The sequence below is a fragment of the Hymenobacter cavernae genome, assembly GCF_014641455.1.
GTDB lineage: Bacteria > Bacteroidota > Bacteroidia > Cytophagales > Hymenobacteraceae > Hymenobacter > Hymenobacter cavernae.
Genome location: NZ_BMHT01000004.1, coordinates 86,834 through 102,720, shown reverse-complemented (window position 1 = coordinate 102,720; position 15,887 = coordinate 86,834). Strand labels below are relative to the sequence as shown.

The 15,887-nt window shown below is 52.3% G+C and carries 11 protein-coding genes; 6 read left to right on the top strand and 5 right to left on the bottom strand.

All coding sequences use genetic code 11. The features are described 5' to 3' along the window. Positions 1-50: 50 nt before the first annotated feature. On the bottom strand, positions 51-1,445 hold the full coding sequence (locus tag IEX74_RS11725) for a Gfo/Idh/MocA family protein (RefSeq protein ID WP_188814190.1): 1,395 nt from the start codon (positions 1,443-1,445) through the stop codon (positions 51-53). A 284-nt stretch (positions 1,446-1,729) separates the two neighbouring features. On the opposite strand from IEX74_RS11725, the gene IEX74_RS11720 reads away from it, so the two are divergent. Both IEX74_RS11720 and IEX74_RS11715 read left to right on the top strand, forming a co-directional pair. Then, positions 1,730-2,263, top strand: a complete 534-nt coding sequence (locus IEX74_RS11720; protein ID WP_229755235.1) for a 5' nucleotidase, NT5C type — start codon at positions 1,730-1,732, stop codon at positions 2,261-2,263. Positions 2,264-2,321: 58 nt separating this feature from the next. After that, positions 2,322-3,740 carry a hypothetical protein gene (locus IEX74_RS11715; RefSeq protein WP_188814189.1) on the top strand — a complete coding sequence of 473 codons (1,419 nt, stop codon included), beginning with the start codon at positions 2,322-2,324 and terminating at the stop codon, positions 3,738-3,740. A 110-nt stretch (positions 3,741-3,850) separates the two neighbouring features. Here IEX74_RS11715 and IEX74_RS11710 read toward each other — a convergent pair whose 3' ends face one another. After that, positions 3,851-4,489 carry an NUDIX hydrolase gene (locus IEX74_RS11710; RefSeq protein WP_188814188.1) on the bottom strand — a complete coding sequence of 213 codons (639 nt, stop codon included), beginning with the start codon at positions 4,487-4,489 and terminating at the stop codon, positions 3,851-3,853. A gap of 202 nt (positions 4,490-4,691) precedes the next feature. Here IEX74_RS11710 and IEX74_RS11705 point away from each other — a divergent pair, with 202 nt between their 5' ends. Together IEX74_RS11705 and IEX74_RS11700 are read left to right on the top strand one after the other, a co-directional pair. Further along, positions 4,692-5,426 carry a YebC/PmpR family DNA-binding transcriptional regulator gene (locus IEX74_RS11705; RefSeq protein WP_188814187.1) on the top strand — a complete coding sequence of 245 codons (735 nt, stop codon included), beginning with the start codon at positions 4,692-4,694 and terminating at the stop codon, positions 5,424-5,426. A gap of 1,216 nt (positions 5,427-6,642) precedes the next feature. Beyond that, entirely contained in the window at positions 6,643-9,054 is a 2,412-nt protein-coding gene (locus IEX74_RS11700) for a T9SS type A sorting domain-containing protein (RefSeq protein ID WP_188814186.1), read from the top strand. A 791-nt stretch (positions 9,055-9,845) separates the two neighbouring features. On the opposite strand, the gene IEX74_RS11695 is transcribed toward IEX74_RS11700, so the two are convergent. From IEX74_RS11695 to IEX74_RS11685, 3 genes are read right to left on the bottom strand one after another with little or no spacing between them, the layout of a single operon-like run. Next, positions 9,846-10,730 carry an IS3 family transposase gene (locus IEX74_RS11695; protein WP_188814527.1) on the bottom strand — a complete coding sequence of 295 codons (885 nt, stop codon included), beginning with the start codon at positions 10,728-10,730 and terminating at the stop codon, positions 9,846-9,848. Further along, complete coding sequence (locus IEX74_RS11690; protein WP_188814185.1) at positions 10,727-11,029, bottom strand: transposase; 303 nt, start codon at positions 11,027-11,029, stop codon at positions 10,727-10,729. The genes IEX74_RS11695 and IEX74_RS11690 overlap by 4 nt, the downstream gene beginning before the upstream one ends. A 48-nt stretch (positions 11,030-11,077) precedes the next feature. Further along, complete coding sequence (locus tag IEX74_RS11685; RefSeq protein WP_188814184.1) at positions 11,078-11,230, bottom strand: transposase; 153 nt, start codon at positions 11,228-11,230, stop codon at positions 11,078-11,080. 293 nt (positions 11,231-11,523) lie between these two features. Between IEX74_RS11685 and IEX74_RS11680 the strand changes: the two genes are divergently transcribed. Together IEX74_RS11680 and IEX74_RS11675 are read left to right on the top strand one after the other, a co-directional pair. After that, a complete protein-coding gene (locus tag IEX74_RS11680) occupies positions 11,524-12,921 on the top strand; it encodes a T9SS type A sorting domain-containing protein (RefSeq protein WP_188814183.1) in 1,398 nt (465 codons plus the stop codon). A 528-nt stretch (positions 12,922-13,449) separates the two neighbouring features. Then, positions 13,450-15,855, top strand: a complete 2,406-nt coding sequence (locus IEX74_RS11675) for a T9SS type A sorting domain-containing protein (RefSeq protein WP_188814182.1) — start codon at positions 13,450-13,452, stop codon at positions 15,853-15,855. Positions 15,856-15,887 lie beyond the last annotated feature (32 nt).

Sequence of the window (15,887 nt, the reverse complement as noted above, 5' to 3'; positions counted from 1 at the left end):
TACAACGGTTATCGTTCAATGATGCGCGAAGCGGGAGCTTCGCGCTACACCTAGGCTTTCTTCTCCTCTTTCGGTTCGGGGCCGCGGAAGGCGTCGCGCTTGCTCACGGCGGGCAGCTTCACCGGCCGGCCTTCCTTGGCCGACTGGTAAATGGCTTCCATAATGCGGTGGTCCTGCAAGCCTTCCTCGCCGGGCGTGTACGGGTCTTTGTTGTCCAGAATGCACTCCGAAAAGTGGTCGATTTCGGTGGCAAACTGATTTTTAGAACCTAGGGTAATCTGCTCAGTGCGCTCAGTCATGCCGTCGGCGTGGGAGGTTTTGAGCTGCTGGCCTTCGTAGGCAAACGCCTGATCGAGGTGAATCCAGCCGCGCTCCGACATCACCCGGTACAGGCGCGAGTCGTGGGCATTATAATGCGTGGAGCAGTTGGCAACGACACCGTCGGGGAAGCGCATCTGCCAGGAACACAGCTCTTCCACTTCAGTGAACAGCGGGTTGCCGGGCGTGCTGTAGGTGTACGCCGAAACCTCCGTGGGCTCGGTACCAAGCACGAAGCGCACGGTATTCAGGCAATACAGGCCAATATCGGGCAGACTGCCGCCACCGGCCAAGGCTTTCTTGTGGCGCCAGTGCCTAGGGTTGGCCGAGCTTTGCGTGTTGAATGCATCAATCAGCTTGGGCTTGCCGAACTGGTTGGCCTGCACCATCTTGCGCACCATGCGGTTGTGCGGCTGGTACTGAATGCGGTAGGCAATCATGAGCTTGCGGCCGGCTTTTTTGCAGGCATCAATCATAGCTTCGCACTCAGCCACGGAGTTGGCCATGGGTTTTTCGCAGAGAATGTGCTTGCCGGCCTGCGCCCCGCGAATGGTGTACTCGGCGTGCATGGAGTTGGGCAGCACGATATAAATCACCTGCACGGCCGGGTTGTCTTTCAGCTTGTCGTAGTTCTCGTAGCTGTAGCAGTTTTCGGGCTTGATGCCGTACTGCTTGGCCACCTTGGCTAGCTTCTCGGGCGAGCCACTCACCAGCGCCACCGGCTTCGATTTCTTGCACTCCCCGAAGGCCGGCAGCAGCTCTTCCAGCGTCAGGTGACCTAGGCCCACCAGCGCGTAGCCCACCCGCTCGTCGGGCGGCAGCGGCGTTGGCGGGGGCGGCGATTGGCGGTCGGCGTCGGACTTCCAGGCTTCCAACTCAATCGGCTGATCGACAGCACTCGGCACCTTAGCCGGCGGCGACACCGGCTCCGACGAGGGCACCTGCTGGCCACTGGCACCCGTGAAAGTCGTGGTTTGGTCGCCGGAGTTGCTCTGGCACGAAGCCACCAGCCCACCGACCATGCCCACCGCCAGGCCGCGACCTGCGTACTGGAGAAACTCCTTGCGCGACACTTCCGTGGACGCCTGCGCCAGCAAACTCTGCATGGCACTTGTCAGTTGATTCATAGCGTAACCGAGAATAAGATGGATGATTGGCGGACCTAGCTGGCCGAATTGCTCGTACCGACTGTAGCAAAAAAAGCCCGCCAATAACATGGACGGGCCTTTTTGAAGGAGAGAGTAGTGGCCGTTCTACGGACATGCTACCGAGTTGGTTATCTATCGAATTACTACGGGCAAAATGAGCCCAGCCTGCGTCAGCAACCTAGCTTTGTTCGTAGTATGGTTTCTTGCCTGAACCAATTGCCAAATCAGCACATCAACCTATTACCACATCACCAAATCACCTCATGCCCAAAGAGCGCATTGCCATTGACATGGACGAAGTCATCGCTGACGCCGTTCACCGCTTCACTGACTGGTACCACCGAGATTTTAACGTGCTGCTCACGCCCGAGCACCTGCATGGCAAACGCCTGCTCGAAGCCGTAGCGCCCGAAAATCAAAAGCACCTCCGCCAGTACCTGGATACCGTGGGTTTCTTCGAAGATCTGCCCGTAATGCCCGACAGCCAAGAAGTGCTGCAACGCCTCTCGGAGCGCTACGAGCTGTTTATTGCCACCGCTGCTATGGGTTTTCCGCTGTCGTTTAGCGAGAAGTTCAACTGGCTCCGTCAGCATTTCGACTTCATCCCGACGAGCCATGTGGTATTTTGCGGCGACAAAAGCATCATCAACGCCGACTACCTCATCGACGACCACGCCTATAATTTCAAGGATTTCCGGGGCGAAGGCATCCTCTTTACTTCTCACCATAACGTGCACGAAACGCGCTACCGCCGCGTGAACAGCTGGCTGGAAGTGGCCGAGTTGTTTGGAGTGTAGCAAAACCTGCCGGCTGCATCCTGGTATAACACCTCATCCATTCCCTTATTTCCCCTAGATGGCCCAAATTTTCCGCCACTTCCCCCTCATTTTTTCCCTGACCGCGCTGCCTCTGCTAGCGGCCGCCCAAACCCAACCCAACTCGCCTGCCGCCCCACCACCCGATACCCAAGGTGCCCAAGCTACTCAAACTCAGCCACCTCGCCCAACGGCCTTCCCGCTCAAAGACGGCAAGCTAGCCTTGAACGACGACGCGAGCCACTACGTGAAGCTTACGCTGGCAAACCAGGTGTGGGCGCGCTACAACCAAAGCAACCCCGGCACGCAGGTGAACGGGTTCGGTCGCAACCAGACGTTCGACGTGGGCATTCGGCGCTTCCGCATTCAGTTTTATGGCCAGCTCACCGACCGCGTGTTCATCTACTCGCAGATCGGCATTAACAACTTCAGCTATCTGTCGGAGCGAAAAGCAGGATTCTTCCTCCACGATGCCGTAAGCGAGTACGCGGTGGTGAAAAACAACCTTTCACTGGGGGCCGGGCTAGGTGCCTGGAACGGCTTATCGCGTTTTACGGCTTCGTCGGTGGGCTCCATTATGGGCATCGATCTGCCCCTGGTTGCCGAAACCACCAATGACGTGAACGACCAGTTTGGGCGCAAGCTCAGCATCTACGCCAAGGGCAAGCTCAGCAAGCTCGACTACCGCGTGGCCCTCTCCAAACCGCTCATCATTGCGCGGGGCACCGCTATTGCACCCTACGCCACGTTCGCCAGCACACCGCCAGAGCCGCAGTTTCAGGGCTATTTTCAGTGGCAGTTCCTGGATCAGGAGAGCAACCTCACGCCTTATCACGCGGGCACCTACCTAGGTAAGAAGCGCGTGTTCAACATCGGGGCGGGCTTTATCGCGCAGCCGAAGGCAACCTGGACCCGCGAGGCCACCCGCCCCGACACGGTGATGCACGCCATGAAGCAGTTTGCGGTGGATGTGTACTACGATGCGCCCATCGGCACCGAGCCGGACGCCCCGAGCATCAGCTTCTACGCCTCCGGCCTGCACCTCGACTACGGCCCCAACTACCTGCGCTACCTAGGTCCGATGAACCCCGCCAATGGTCAAGCATCCACCACTACCGATCAGATCGTCGGCGCGGGCGCTACCTACGGCAATGCCGCCCCACTCTACGGCACCGGCAATGTGCTCTATGCGCAGCTAGGTTACAAGCTAAAAGAAAACCTGCTAGGCACGACCACCTTCATGCCCTACGTCAGCTACCAGCACGCCCGCTACAAGCGTCTCGCCGACGACCTGAACTACTACGACGCGGGCATCAACTGGCTCCTGGTGGGCCACACGTCCAAGCTCACCGTCAGCTACCAGAACCGCCCCGTGTACCTCGTGCAAGCCAACGGCGACAACCGGGTGGATGCGCGCCGGAGTGCAGTCGTGATGCAGTACCAAGTGTACTTCAACTAATCCTTGTCATTCCGAGCAGCGCGAGGAATCTGAGTTGCAACCTAGGTCTGTTACTCAGATTCCTCGCGCTGCTCGGAATGACAAGAGGCGTTGTATGTCTCAGCCCTATTCTAATCGCACAGCGTCGGCAAATCGGGCTGACGGGCGAAGGCGAACATCGTGGCGAGCTGATCCGGCGTGATGCGGTCGAGCGACAAAGCCAGGTTCGGGATTTCACTTTCGTGGACCCACCGCACGCCGCTGGTTTCGGAAGTACTTTCGAGCAAACTACCGCCAACAGCCCGGCACAGCACGAAGCACTTATAAATGTACCAGGGCTGCGGCGGGTGCGCGGCGTGCTTTTTCTTATCGAAAAGCGCCAGCAGACGCACGGCTTCGGTTTGCAGGCCGGTTTCTTCTTCGGCTTCTTTTACAGCTACTTCGAAGGGCGTGTAGCCGACATCAGCCCAGCCGCCGGGCAAGGTCCAACGGTCGCCGTCGATTTTCTCCTGCACCATCAGAATCTCGTCGGTGCCGCGAAACAGCACGGCGCGCACGTCCACTTTCGGCGTCTGATACCCGACTTCGTTGGCGAAAAGATTCGTGATTTTCTCCACCGGCTCGTCGGTCAGCTTGCCTAGTATTTCCACGCTTATGTCGCGCAGCTCCTGGTAACGCTCCAAGTCATAAACGTTTTGGCTGTAGGTAAGGCCGGCTTGCGCCAACGCTTGCAGGCGCTGAGCGATGGTGAGCCAATCGGTGTTTTTCATGCGGGCAAGATAGAAAATGACGGTGCATCTTAGGCCCTATACCTAGGTGCTCTATTTGTTCCGGGCGCGTACTGCAAAGTCCGCGCTACTGGTCTTACCAAATTGCGCCCGGCCGGCCTTTCTGCTAACTTGCAACTCCTTTTGGTGCCACCCACCGGCCCCAAAAGCACGCAGTCACTCAACCACTCAGTTACTTTTATAAATGGGAAGAGCATTTGAATTCCGCAAAGGCCGGAAAATGAAGCGCTGGGACCGAATGTCCAAGGATTTCACGCGCATTGGTCGCGAAATTGTGATGGCCGTGAAAGAATCGGGCCCTAACCCCGACACCAACTCCCGCCTGCGCACCGCCATCCAGAACGCCAAAGGCGTGAATATGCCCAAGGACCGCGTGGACGCCGCCATCAAGCGCGCCAGCAGCCGCGAAGAGAAAGATTATCAAGAAGTTGTGTACGAAGGGTACGCCCCCCACGGCGTGGCTATCGTTATCGAAACGGCCACCGATAACCCCGTGCGCACCGTGGCCAACGTGCGCATGTACTTCAACCGCGGCAACGGCGCCCTTGGCACCGCCGGCTCCTCCGACTACACCTTCACTCGCAAAGGCGTGTTCAAGCTAGCCGCCGAAGGTGTTGACGTCGACGAGTTGGAACTAGAGTTGATCGATGCCGGCGCCGAAGACGTGTACACCGACCAGGAAGAAGACGAGCACGGCAATGTAAAGGACTTCATCGTGGTCGAAACCGCCTTCACCGACTTCGGCCAGATGCAGAAAGCCCTGGAAGAGAAGAATCTGAACGTAATCAGCGCCCAGCTCCAGCGCATCCCAAACACGCGCGTCAGCCTCAGCGAAGAGCAAGCCGAAGAGGTCTTGAACCTCATCGAGAAGTTTGAAGAGGACGACGACGTACAGGCAGTGTACCACACACTGGCCTAGGTTTAGAAGTTACAAACGGCACGGGCCGCTCCGCTTGGGGCGGCCCGTGTTTTATTATATAGACCTTGCTTCTTAAGCATACACTTTGGTCCGCAGCTATTCCGAAGCACGTACGAAAGGGGCTTATTAGTGCTATTTAGTCTAATTGCAGGGTTGCGAAGCTAGCCCCAATGGTGCTGAAACTATGAGTAGAACATAGCCGGCAAAAACAACCTAGCCCTCGCGGGGCGGCACCCGGCGCTGGTACGTTGTCCGCCTCGCGAAGGCTAGGTTTAGATCGAGCAAGAGCTACTCCTCCCCTCCTTACTGCCGCGCCTTCCAATCAGGCTTGTACTACTTTGCCGACAGCAATACGGCTAGCGCACCTAATTATCCTACGCATCTACTGCCATTTTGAGTACAGTTGTGTCTTGGCCGTATGGAAATAGGCTCCTTATAATCTGCAAGCAGATGAGGCAGAAGGCACCTTCTATAGTTAAACACTTCTATACACATCGACAGATAACCCTACTCAGAACATCTACACTCAATAATGTAACAGCTTCAGGAGAAGCTCTTGCAAGGCTTAATTCTACTCATAGAAGCAGGCCTTTAGATCAGGAACTCTGACGCAAGAAATAAAGGAGTCGCTTTGGTAATAGTACTAGCTGTGCGTACGCTACTTACCATCTACCTTATTACTGCTTAAGTAAGGCTTTCTATAGCAGAGTCAGAGAAGGTACTATACCACTAAAGCCATTCTGCTACCTAGGTTTGGATATGATTCCTTACTGTCGTCACCACTACAAAATGCTTTGCTATGGCTATTTAATCCAAACTATATTAAAAATTCTGGTTTTTAAAAGGGTTGATTATACTATAAGAAGAGAATCAAAATGGGGCACAATCCCATTTTTAGAAATAGGATTAATACTAAACTCACTTTTCACTTAGCCTTGTCAACACTATCGGTAGTCAAGGAATTATTCAAACAAGAGCCATTAATATCGATTGCTTGTATTTAAATAATCAATTGACAATCAGGGTCTTGTTAAAACAGTATAAAATTATATAATTATAATTATAATTTATACATCAATATTAATATTTACATTATATAAAAATCAGTATATATACTTACAAATACATATATAGCTCACGCCTTATCTTTGTCGCCACATTTAGCAACCCTCTCTACTAAGTACACCTGTCTGCAAAAAAAATACAATTTTCAACTATGAAAAAGGCCTCCTTCGTACTTTTGGTTAGTCTAGTGCTAGCTTTTGGAAGAATTGCTACACCGGTGCTGGCGCAAGTTCCCATAATGGGATTTAGCCCCTATACCCAGGACTTTAATAGCTTGTCAAGCAATACTACCACTCAGCAGAACTTTCAGAATAACGTTAGCTTGCCAGGAGTATATGCACAGGCCGTTTTAGATGGTCTTGGTGCCTATCCACAAGGAGACACTCCCGTCCCTTATTATGGTAACGACGGTGGTCAACACCCCGAAGCTAATTACTACAGCTTCGGTATAGCGGGTAGCACTGAGCGGGCTTTCGGTGGCATTGCAACGACATTTATGGTTGGTGGCTATCCAATGATCGGCAATGGCTACGTAGCTATCCGCTTTGTCAACAAAACCGGTCGTACCATTGAAAACCTGGAAGTAGGCTATGCTATGGAGCAGTGGTACAACTCCGGTAAAGTTGATAAAGCACAAGTAACCTTTGATTACCAATTACCTGCTACCACCTTTGCTGGTGCAATGCAGAGTGGCACTTGGGTGAATGTAGCGGCTCTAGGCGTAGCTGCTCCTTCAACAGCTACAGTTGTCGCCAGCAAGAATGGCAACTCCCCTGCCAATCGGCGGGTGCTAAACGCAACTATCAGTGGACTCAACCTAACTAACGGTAAGGAGGTAGTGTTGCGCTGGAAGTATGCATTGAATAAAGACACGAATGGCAACGGATTAGCTATTGATGACGTGACTATCACGCCACAGGCAGGCAGTGTAGCAACTGGCCCAGGGACAGTCTCTTCTAACGTTTTCTATTACGCTGGCAAGGGAAACCTAAATCAGCTAAGTAGCTGGGCTTCTAAGAGTAACGCTCAGCCAACCTCATTCGCAGCCGCCAACCAGATTTACTATGTTACCAGCGGACAGGTAACGATACCGGGCAACTTCATCAGCGGCACCAACTCAAAACTGATCCTAGGCGACGGCAGCAGCCCAAGCGTAGTATCTGCAGTAATGACTCCTGATAATAAGCCTGCTATTACGATTGATGTAGCGAATAACAGCACATTAGAGATTACTGGTCAAAGCGGCAACCTGCCCATATTAGGCAAACTGAGCCCTACCAGTACTGTTTACTACAACACTACACGTTCAAACGTTGCTATCACCTGTGAGAACTTCGGTAACCTTAAGCTAAACGGCAATAGTGTCAAGACACTGGCAAACAACATTTCTGTATATGGCACGCTTAGTCTGACTGGCAACAGTATCCTTGCAGTTGGGGTCTATGACCTGACAGTATTGAAAGGAGGATCAGTAACAACTGACGGCACTGCTTATGTGCGTACCAATGCTGGAGGAGCACTTCGCCAGACGGTATCTAATAACAACGTTGCGGTTCTGTTTCCAGTAGGGCAATACACCTATAACCCAGCATGGCTTTCACAAGTCCCAACCGCTACGGAAGATGTATTCGGTATCACTGTAAGCGACAGCCTATTTACTAGTTACACTAAAACTCCGTTAAACACTGATGATAAGAAAGGCGCAGGAAAAGGGGAAAAAGGCGCAGGAAAATTACTGCCGAAATCTGTTACGAATGTAGATCACACCTGGTATATCAGCGAAGATGAGCTAGGTAACTCTAACGTTACGATAAAGCTGCAAAGCGAACTGCCCGCCGGCATGAGTCCAGCTCAGGTGATGGTGGGTCACTATCACAACGACACTTGGGATAACGATACCAAGCAGAAGGGTAAGGCAGTAGCTGTAAACTCAACTAATAAAGTGTACCAATTTACCCGCACAGGAGTAACAGATTTCTCCCCCTTCTCACTGAATGCAGCGCCTCCCACAGTTCTGCCTGTCGAGCTAATTACTTTTACTGCCAAACGGACGACCAACGCCGTAACCTGTACCTGGGCCACTGCGACTGAAGTAAGCAACGATCACTTTGTCGTAGAACGTAGCCTAGATGGTATAGCATTTCGCGCCTTGACCAAGGTTGCTGGCACGGGTAGCAGCTCCGTTCGTCACGACTACAGCTGGGTAGATTCCCAACCAGCTAGCACTTTGGCTTATTACCGCCTACGTCAAGTAGACACCGATGGCACAGAAACACTTTCACCGACTGTAGCTGTGAATGGCAAATCTATAGAGCTAGCTGTTACAGTAGCACCTAATCCTAGTGCAGGTCCTGTTGCTATAACCCTCAACGCTTCTGAAGCCACTGCTGTCCAAGGAACTGTTATGAACATAGCTGGTAAGGAAGTGTTGCGCTTTACACACTTAGCAAATGCTGATTCTCGGGCCATCATGCTAGACTTAAGCGCGCAACCTGCTGGGATGTATCTACTCCAAGTTCGCACTTCACAGGGCTTGCAAACCCTGCGTGTGGTTAAGCAATAGCTGTTTGCCGTGTCAGAGAGGATGTAAGCTACAAGCTCCCGAGTAGGCACCGCTAAAGATGCTCCATTTTCTATACCCACGGATAAGGAACGGCTAATTGAAGATGGCATACCTATCAGCAAGCTTGCGACGAGGCAGGCGGTAATGCTACATGGCTTTCCCCTATCTGTCTGCCAATCTTCTTAGAACCTCGGCTGAAATCTATTGCACGCGTTGCTAAAGAATCAACGCGTGCATCTGCCACGAAGCAAAGAAGAAGAGTAAGGAAAAACAAAGCAGATGGCACGAGGAAAAGAGTTTCTATAGCTCAAAAGTAATGCACTCCCTACCCTGGTAAAAGGTCTAGAGCTAGCTAATTGTGACTTATATTATACCATTATAATATATATATAAGTTCAGCAATAAGCCGTAATCTGTTTCCTCTGGAGAGAATATATCGACCAAATACACTGTGAAATGTGACATGGTTTGATTAAGTACAGGGTCTATTACTTTAAGAAAATTCACTCCCAGCAGAGTAATATGGCTAGTAAGTAGCGGGGCTGCACCTAGTAAGCTGGTGGATAATATCCTACCAGGCACCATGCAGCGAGCTAGTAAGCCTTTTGATAAGAGGAGAATATACTGGCACCTATAGCAGAGGAAATAATCAGAACTGGCAAGCACAGGCTCTACAGGAGATGGGACTATGGTTAAGGTCATAATTCCGTCCCTGTAGAGCCTGCTGTCTTTTCAGAGGCACCGAAAAGGACCTGAACTATATGGCTAAAGACCTAAGTGAGGTGGTCCAGCTAAGCCGGACAGAGTTGGGACGTTGTTTTTGGTTGGGTTTCGAAGTGATTAGGAGCCAAGTAGCCGAGGGCAGAATGTCGCCGTTCGGCATTGTAGTAGGCCATGTAGTGACTAATTTCTAGCCGCGCTTCCGCTAAGCTACCGAAACTACCACCGTCGAGCAGTTCGGTTTTCAGTCGGCTCCAAAACGACTCAGCATGGGCGTTATCGTAGCAGTTGCCTCGTCGACTCATACTCTGCACGGCCCCATGGCAGGCTAGCAAGTGCTTGAAGCGAGTCGCTGCGTATTGGCTACCTTGGTCAGAATGCACCACGAGCCCGGCTGTTGGCCGCCGCACTACAAGAGCACGTCGAAGTGCTTCGCTGACCAAGTCTTCCGGCATGGTCGCGCGCACATCCCAGCCCACGACTTTGCGCGAATAGCGGTCCAGCCAAGTGGCTAAGTACAGCCAACCACCACCCTGTTTGGGTAGATACGTAATATCGCCCACCCACACCTGGTTGGGGGCCGTGGGAGTTGGCTGCCCCAGCAGGCGGTTGGGCGCAGCCCGCACAGCCGGGTCGGAGTGGGTGGTGCGGGGGACAAACGAACGGGGCTGCTGCGCCCGTAAGCCGTGAGCAGCCAGGACCTGCCGCATGCCTCGGCGACCGATTCCCGAGTACCCCTGCGCAGCCAATTCGACCCGCAGTCGACGGGTGCCATAGCGCCGGGCATGTCGAGCAAAGAGCTGACGCACCGCTACTTGCCACGCCGGCACAACAGTCAGCCGACGTATCTTGGCCCGCCAAGCATAGTAAGCACTGGTGGTTACCCGCAACACGGAACAGAGTTGCCGGACGGACACGCGCGCTTGGTGTTGCGCAATGTACTGGTACACGCTCACGACGTCGGCTGGCCGAAGATGACCAAGGCTTTTTTTAAAATATCCAGTTCTTGCGTCAGCCGTTTATTAGCCGCGCGCAGAGCACGTACCTCTGGATCACGGGCCACTTCCACACTGCCTACCTCGGCCACTACTTGCTCCTGCTGCCAGCGATAGAGCAGTTTGGGATTGATGCCTAACTCACGAGCGGCGGCTTGGGTGGAGCGGCTTTCCTCGGCTAGGCGCAGAGCCTCGGCTTTGAAGGCTGCATCGTACTTACGCCGTTTATCGGGCGACGCCCCGTTCTTTTTTGCAGTCATGGCAGAAGAAAGATACGTCCTTCTTCTGTCCACCTTACCTAGACCACCTCAAAGAATATACAGCCACTGGGTCCCGTTGCGCGCCAGCCAGAGCACGGCCTCCACAAACTGTCGGTTGTCACGCCCGCGGCCCCCGCTCGTGCCCTCCCGCCCCGGTAAAAGCGGCGCAATCCGCGCCCACTGCCCTTCGGTTAGCATCATTTCCATGAAGCAAGCTATTCACTGTTAACACTTCCTAGCTACATGCCTGTCGATGGAAGTATACTTCCAAGTAAATAGACAATTTTTCCAAAGAATAGAAATAGCTAGTACTACTATTTTTGTCCCGTCTATTATTGGAGCACTTTATTGAAGTAGAAGCCTTTTCCCACCTTATTAGCTAGCTGATCGACATTCGCTTCGCCTCTAGTAGCTTCCACCTGGCCGATCTACTACATTTTATCTACTTCCTGCTAGGAAAATAGCTTATGATAAGAAGGACTACCTTAAGTCTATTGGCCTGGACAGCGGCATTATCCGTGCAAGCCCAAAGCGTCAACTATGTAACGGAAGTGATAACTACGTACAACGGCTATTGGCGCAGTGCAAATGCGGGTACGGCCACGACATTCACCAACAGTGTTCAGCCGGACAGCTCACATTACCTGCTTTCGTTCCTCACCAACAACGTTCGCTACTCGACCGGGGTTAGCGATGCACGACTAACTAATAACGGAATATCCTTCACGCCGGGTCAGTACCGGGCACTGCCTGTAGCAACCATCAGCACGGCCCCAACGAGCAATACCAAAATAGGATTGGGTCAGCTCTATGACAAAGTAGATAATGGTGTCAGTAATCCACCACCGGTTCGGGATTTGGCCCGCTATCTGACTGACGGCCCCCAAGGGCTGGATCTCGGGACTGGGGTCGCCAATATTCCCACCGGTACGCTCACTTTCCCCGTGAGTGAGGTTCAAGCAAAGGCAATTAACGATGGTATACCAGACATTTTGATCACGCAGTTTGCCGATCCAGCGGGCTCTTCCGACGTGTATAGCTTTCGTGATGCGACAGATGCAATAGTTGGAAAGTCCGTGACCGTTACTTACGACAGTAACTTTCCAGTAGTGGGGCGTTGGCTCGCAGACTTTTACGAGGCTTCTCAGAACCCGATGGTTCTAGCAGCAGGCTTCACCAAGACACCTCGAGACTTGCGCTTATGGACTGCTGACTTTGCTACTTTTAACATTCCAGCCAGTGATTACAGCCGGATTGCTACGTTCCAGATTCAGTTGAGTGGAAACAGTGATGTTGCGTTTGTTGCGTATAACACGCGTGCTTTAACGGTATTACCTGTGGAGTTGACCTCGTTTAACGGCCGCATCCAAGTGGACGGCCAAGTGCAACTCACATGGCGCACGGCAAGCGAACTGAATTCAGAAGCATTCGTGGTGGAAGCCAGTATGGATGGTCGGAGCTTCACACCCGTCGGCCGCGTAGTCGCAGCCGGCAACAAAACCACTAATACGGACTATACTTACCAACACCGACCAATGACTACAGGTTTGGTATATTACCGCCTGCACCAACTCGACCTGGATGGTCGCAGCGCCTATTCCCCCGTAGTGACAGTGTCGATGAGCAGGGCAACAGGGCAACCACTTCTGATTACTCCCAATCCCTTTCGACAGACGTTGCAGTTACAACTGCCAAGTGGAGCGGCTCATGCTGAAGCCCGGCTATGGGCTATAGATGGGCGACCTTTATACCAGCATCTCTTCCGGACCGACGAGCTAGGAAGTGGCAGTGCTACATTAGACGACCTTCTTATCCTACCAACAGGAATCTATTTGCTTGAAATTGTAGTGGATGGTCGTTCGACGAGGCAGAAGCTCCTGAAGCAAGAATAACTCACTTACTGCCTTAATCCATTGGGGCTAAGGGAGGAAGCTGGTACGTAGCAGCAGACACAGCTATTCTTGAGTACGGAAGTATGCACCATCTTTTTAGCATTTATTAGCACGGCTATAACTCGCCCTGCTTCCAAGAAAAGCAGCATACTTCCCTTTTTCAACATTGTGTCGGCTTAGTAGGACCTGCTAAGAAATGGTCACTAGTGCTTACACCTAGCTTTGGGGGTACAATAGCCTAGTACGATACTGGCTAAAGCTAGGTATTAGGCGATTATCCCAGCTTTTTAGAAGCCGGCTTTATATCTGGATCGATTAGTAGTACATGAAACAAAGAAAATAACCCAATCAGTCTGCACTATGTCAGTACAGGATTGAATTTGACCCAGATCTTCATAAATATCTAAAAATTAGAATTTTCTACACTCAACCTATAGCTTTATTTTTACATTACAAGTCTTAATTCTCTGCTAAAAACAGCTATTAGGATTAAAATAATCATAAATTATACAACCATTATTCCACTCAATGAAGCAAACTTACTTTGGCATTTCTACACTTGCCTCACTAGCTCTATCACTGGGTAGTGCGCTACCAGCTACGGCGCAATATGTATTCACGGATAGCAACCTAGCTCCTTACACGCAGGACTTCGATGCCATGACGGGGGATGTGCCCCTCACCTACGGCACCACGTCCATTCCTTCGATGGTAGGCGTGTACGCAGAAGCCCAGGCTGATCCGCAGTATGGTAACGGCTCGTTTTATCCGTCAAAGATTTCGGCCAATGACGGCTCCAACGAATCCGGCAATTACTACCACTTTGGTAAGGCTGGGGAAACCGATCGGGCTTTTGGTGGCATCGCCGAAACCGGGACGTATACGGGCGTTGGTTACGCGGGCATACGCCTTAAGAATGGTACCAGTAAAACGATTGAAAACCTGGAGATTCAGTATGCCATGGAGCAGTGGTACAACTCAGGGAATGCTGCCGCGGCATACGTAAACGTTTCTTACCGCAAGAGCAGTGGCGTAGAAGGGGAGAATTTTGCGTCCCTGAGCTCCGTAGCAATAGGAGATCCATGGACCAAGGTACCGGAACTGACGGTTCAGGCACCATCTACCGGCACCGTGATTGATAACCGTGATGGTAACTCGCCGGCCAACCGTCGAGTAGTGCAAACGACACTAACAGGTGTCAACATTGCTCCTGGTCAGGAGATTATGATCCGGTGGGATTACATCCTTAACCCTACCACAAATGGCAACGGCGTTAGTATCGACGACCTAGCAATTAGACCTCAGACCAGCACGTTCTTCGCCCAAGGCGGCAGCATCAGCGGTTTGCGCAGCGGCAATTCTGGCGCACAGACTTTTGGTACGACCTCCTTGGTTTGGCAGAGCACTTCCGGTGAGGCTCCCGCCAACCTGAATGCACCTAACCAGACGTACTACATAGCGGGAGCCGTGAGTGCTGCCGACCTAGCTGGAATCACTGGGGCAAACTCCAAAGTCATCATCGGGACGCCTGCTCAAACTGATAAACCAGCACAGCCAGGATTGCTCCTGCTCGATGATAACACAGGCCTCAACGTACCGCTAGACATAGCCGATGGCTCGACCTTGCGCATCGAGGATGCCGCTGCTAACACTCCCGTGGCCTTCGGCACGCTAGCTCCCAGTAGCACGGTCGTGTACGCGGGCGCCACCGCTTCGCACACCATTAAGCCCGCCAGCTACGGCAAGCTCACCTTAGAAGGCTCGGGCCCAAAGGCCTTAGGAGGAAGCGTTTTGGTTAATGGTGATTTGCAGTTAAGCAATGCTAAGCTCAAGCTAGGTGCTTTTAATGCTACCATTACCAAAGGAAGCAAAGTGACGGGGGCTAATGCCAATTCGTACGTCATTGCTGATAACGGTGGCCAACTGCGCCAGTCCGTGCTCAGCGACAACGCAGAAGTCGTATTTCCAGTCGGCACGGCTACGGCCTATTTGCCCGTTACCTTGCAGCAATCAGCACCTCGTTCCGAGGATGTGTTTGCCGTGCAGGTAGCCGACAGCAAGTTTGCAACCTATGATGCGAACGATACGGGCATTGGCTCACCGGTTACGGAGACAAAGAGCGTTCGTAAAACATGGTTTGTGAGCGAGGAAGTGAAAGGTGATGCCAATCTTACCCTCAAGATGCAGTGGCAGAACACTGATCAGACGGCTGATTTTGATCCTACCCAAGCTTTTATTACCCACTTCCGGAATGGCTTCTGGGATCGTACTGCCACGGAAGTAGGTGCTGTACCAATGACATCCGCCTCCGGTACGTACGCCCTTTTACGCTCTAATATCACAAGCTTTTCGCCTTTCAGTGTATCGTCAGATATGTCCCAGCCGCTGCCGGTGGAGCTGATTTCCTTTAATGCGAACCGAGTGGGCGGAGTCGTTAACTGCACATGGGCTACGGCTAGCGAGAAAAACAACGACTACTTTGACTTGGAGCGTAGCCTAAATGGCCAGACATTCAATGTAATTGGTACAGTAGCGGGTACTGGTACAAGTTCGGCAACTCACTCCTATTCGCTACAGGACCGACATCCAGCAGCCGTAACGGCTTATTATCGTCTACGCCAAGTAGACCGGGACGGCACCTCTGTCTACTCACCAGTTGTTGCTGTAAATGGTAGCGCTGCGGCTGTGTCCATTACCGCAGTTCCCAACCCTAGCAACGGCCCAATCGTCGTGACGCTAAGCGCTACTGAAGCCTCTACAGTTCGTGGTACGGTTACCAATATGCTGGGCACCGAAGTGCTTTCTTTTGCGAAGCCAGTGAGTGCTGGTCTGCAATATCTTACCTTAGACTTAAGCTCCCAGTCGGCCGGTGTGTACCTGCTTCGTATCCAGACTTTGCAAGGGCCGCAAACCTTGCGCGTAATAAAGCAGTAGCCTAGCTTACCTGTTACTTATAACCAAGAAAG

What these genes read in the sequence shown, in the direction of transcription:
- IEX74_RS11725 (WP_188814190.1), bottom strand. Translation starts at nt 1,445, where the DNA reads ATGAATCAACTGACAAGTGCCATGCAGAGTTTGCTGGCGCAGGCGTCC.
- IEX74_RS11720 (WP_229755235.1), top strand. Translation starts at nt 1,730, where the DNA reads ATGCCCAAAGAGCGCATTGCCATTGACATGGACGAAGTCATCGCTGAC.
- IEX74_RS11715 (WP_188814189.1), top strand. Translation starts at nt 2,322, where the DNA reads ATGGCCCAAATTTTCCGCCACTTCCCCCTCATTTTTTCCCTGACCGCG.
- IEX74_RS11710 (WP_188814188.1), bottom strand. Translation starts at nt 4,489, where the DNA reads ATGAAAAACACCGATTGGCTCACCATCGCTCAGCGCCTGCAAGCGTTG.
- IEX74_RS11705 (WP_188814187.1), top strand. Translation starts at nt 4,692, where the DNA reads ATGGGAAGAGCATTTGAATTCCGCAAAGGCCGGAAAATGAAGCGCTGG.
- IEX74_RS11700 (WP_188814186.1), top strand. Translation starts at nt 6,643, where the DNA reads ATGAAAAAGGCCTCCTTCGTACTTTTGGTTAGTCTAGTGCTAGCTTTT.
- IEX74_RS11690 (WP_188814185.1), bottom strand. Translation starts at nt 11,029, where the DNA reads ATGACTGCAAAAAAGAACGGGGCGTCGCCCGATAAACGGCGTAAGTAC.
- IEX74_RS11685 (WP_188814184.1), bottom strand. Translation starts at nt 11,230, where the DNA reads ATGATGCTAACCGAAGGGCAGTGGGCGCGGATTGCGCCGCTTTTACCG.
- IEX74_RS11675 (WP_188814182.1), top strand. Translation starts at nt 13,450, where the DNA reads ATGAAGCAAACTTACTTTGGCATTTCTACACTTGCCTCACTAGCTCTA.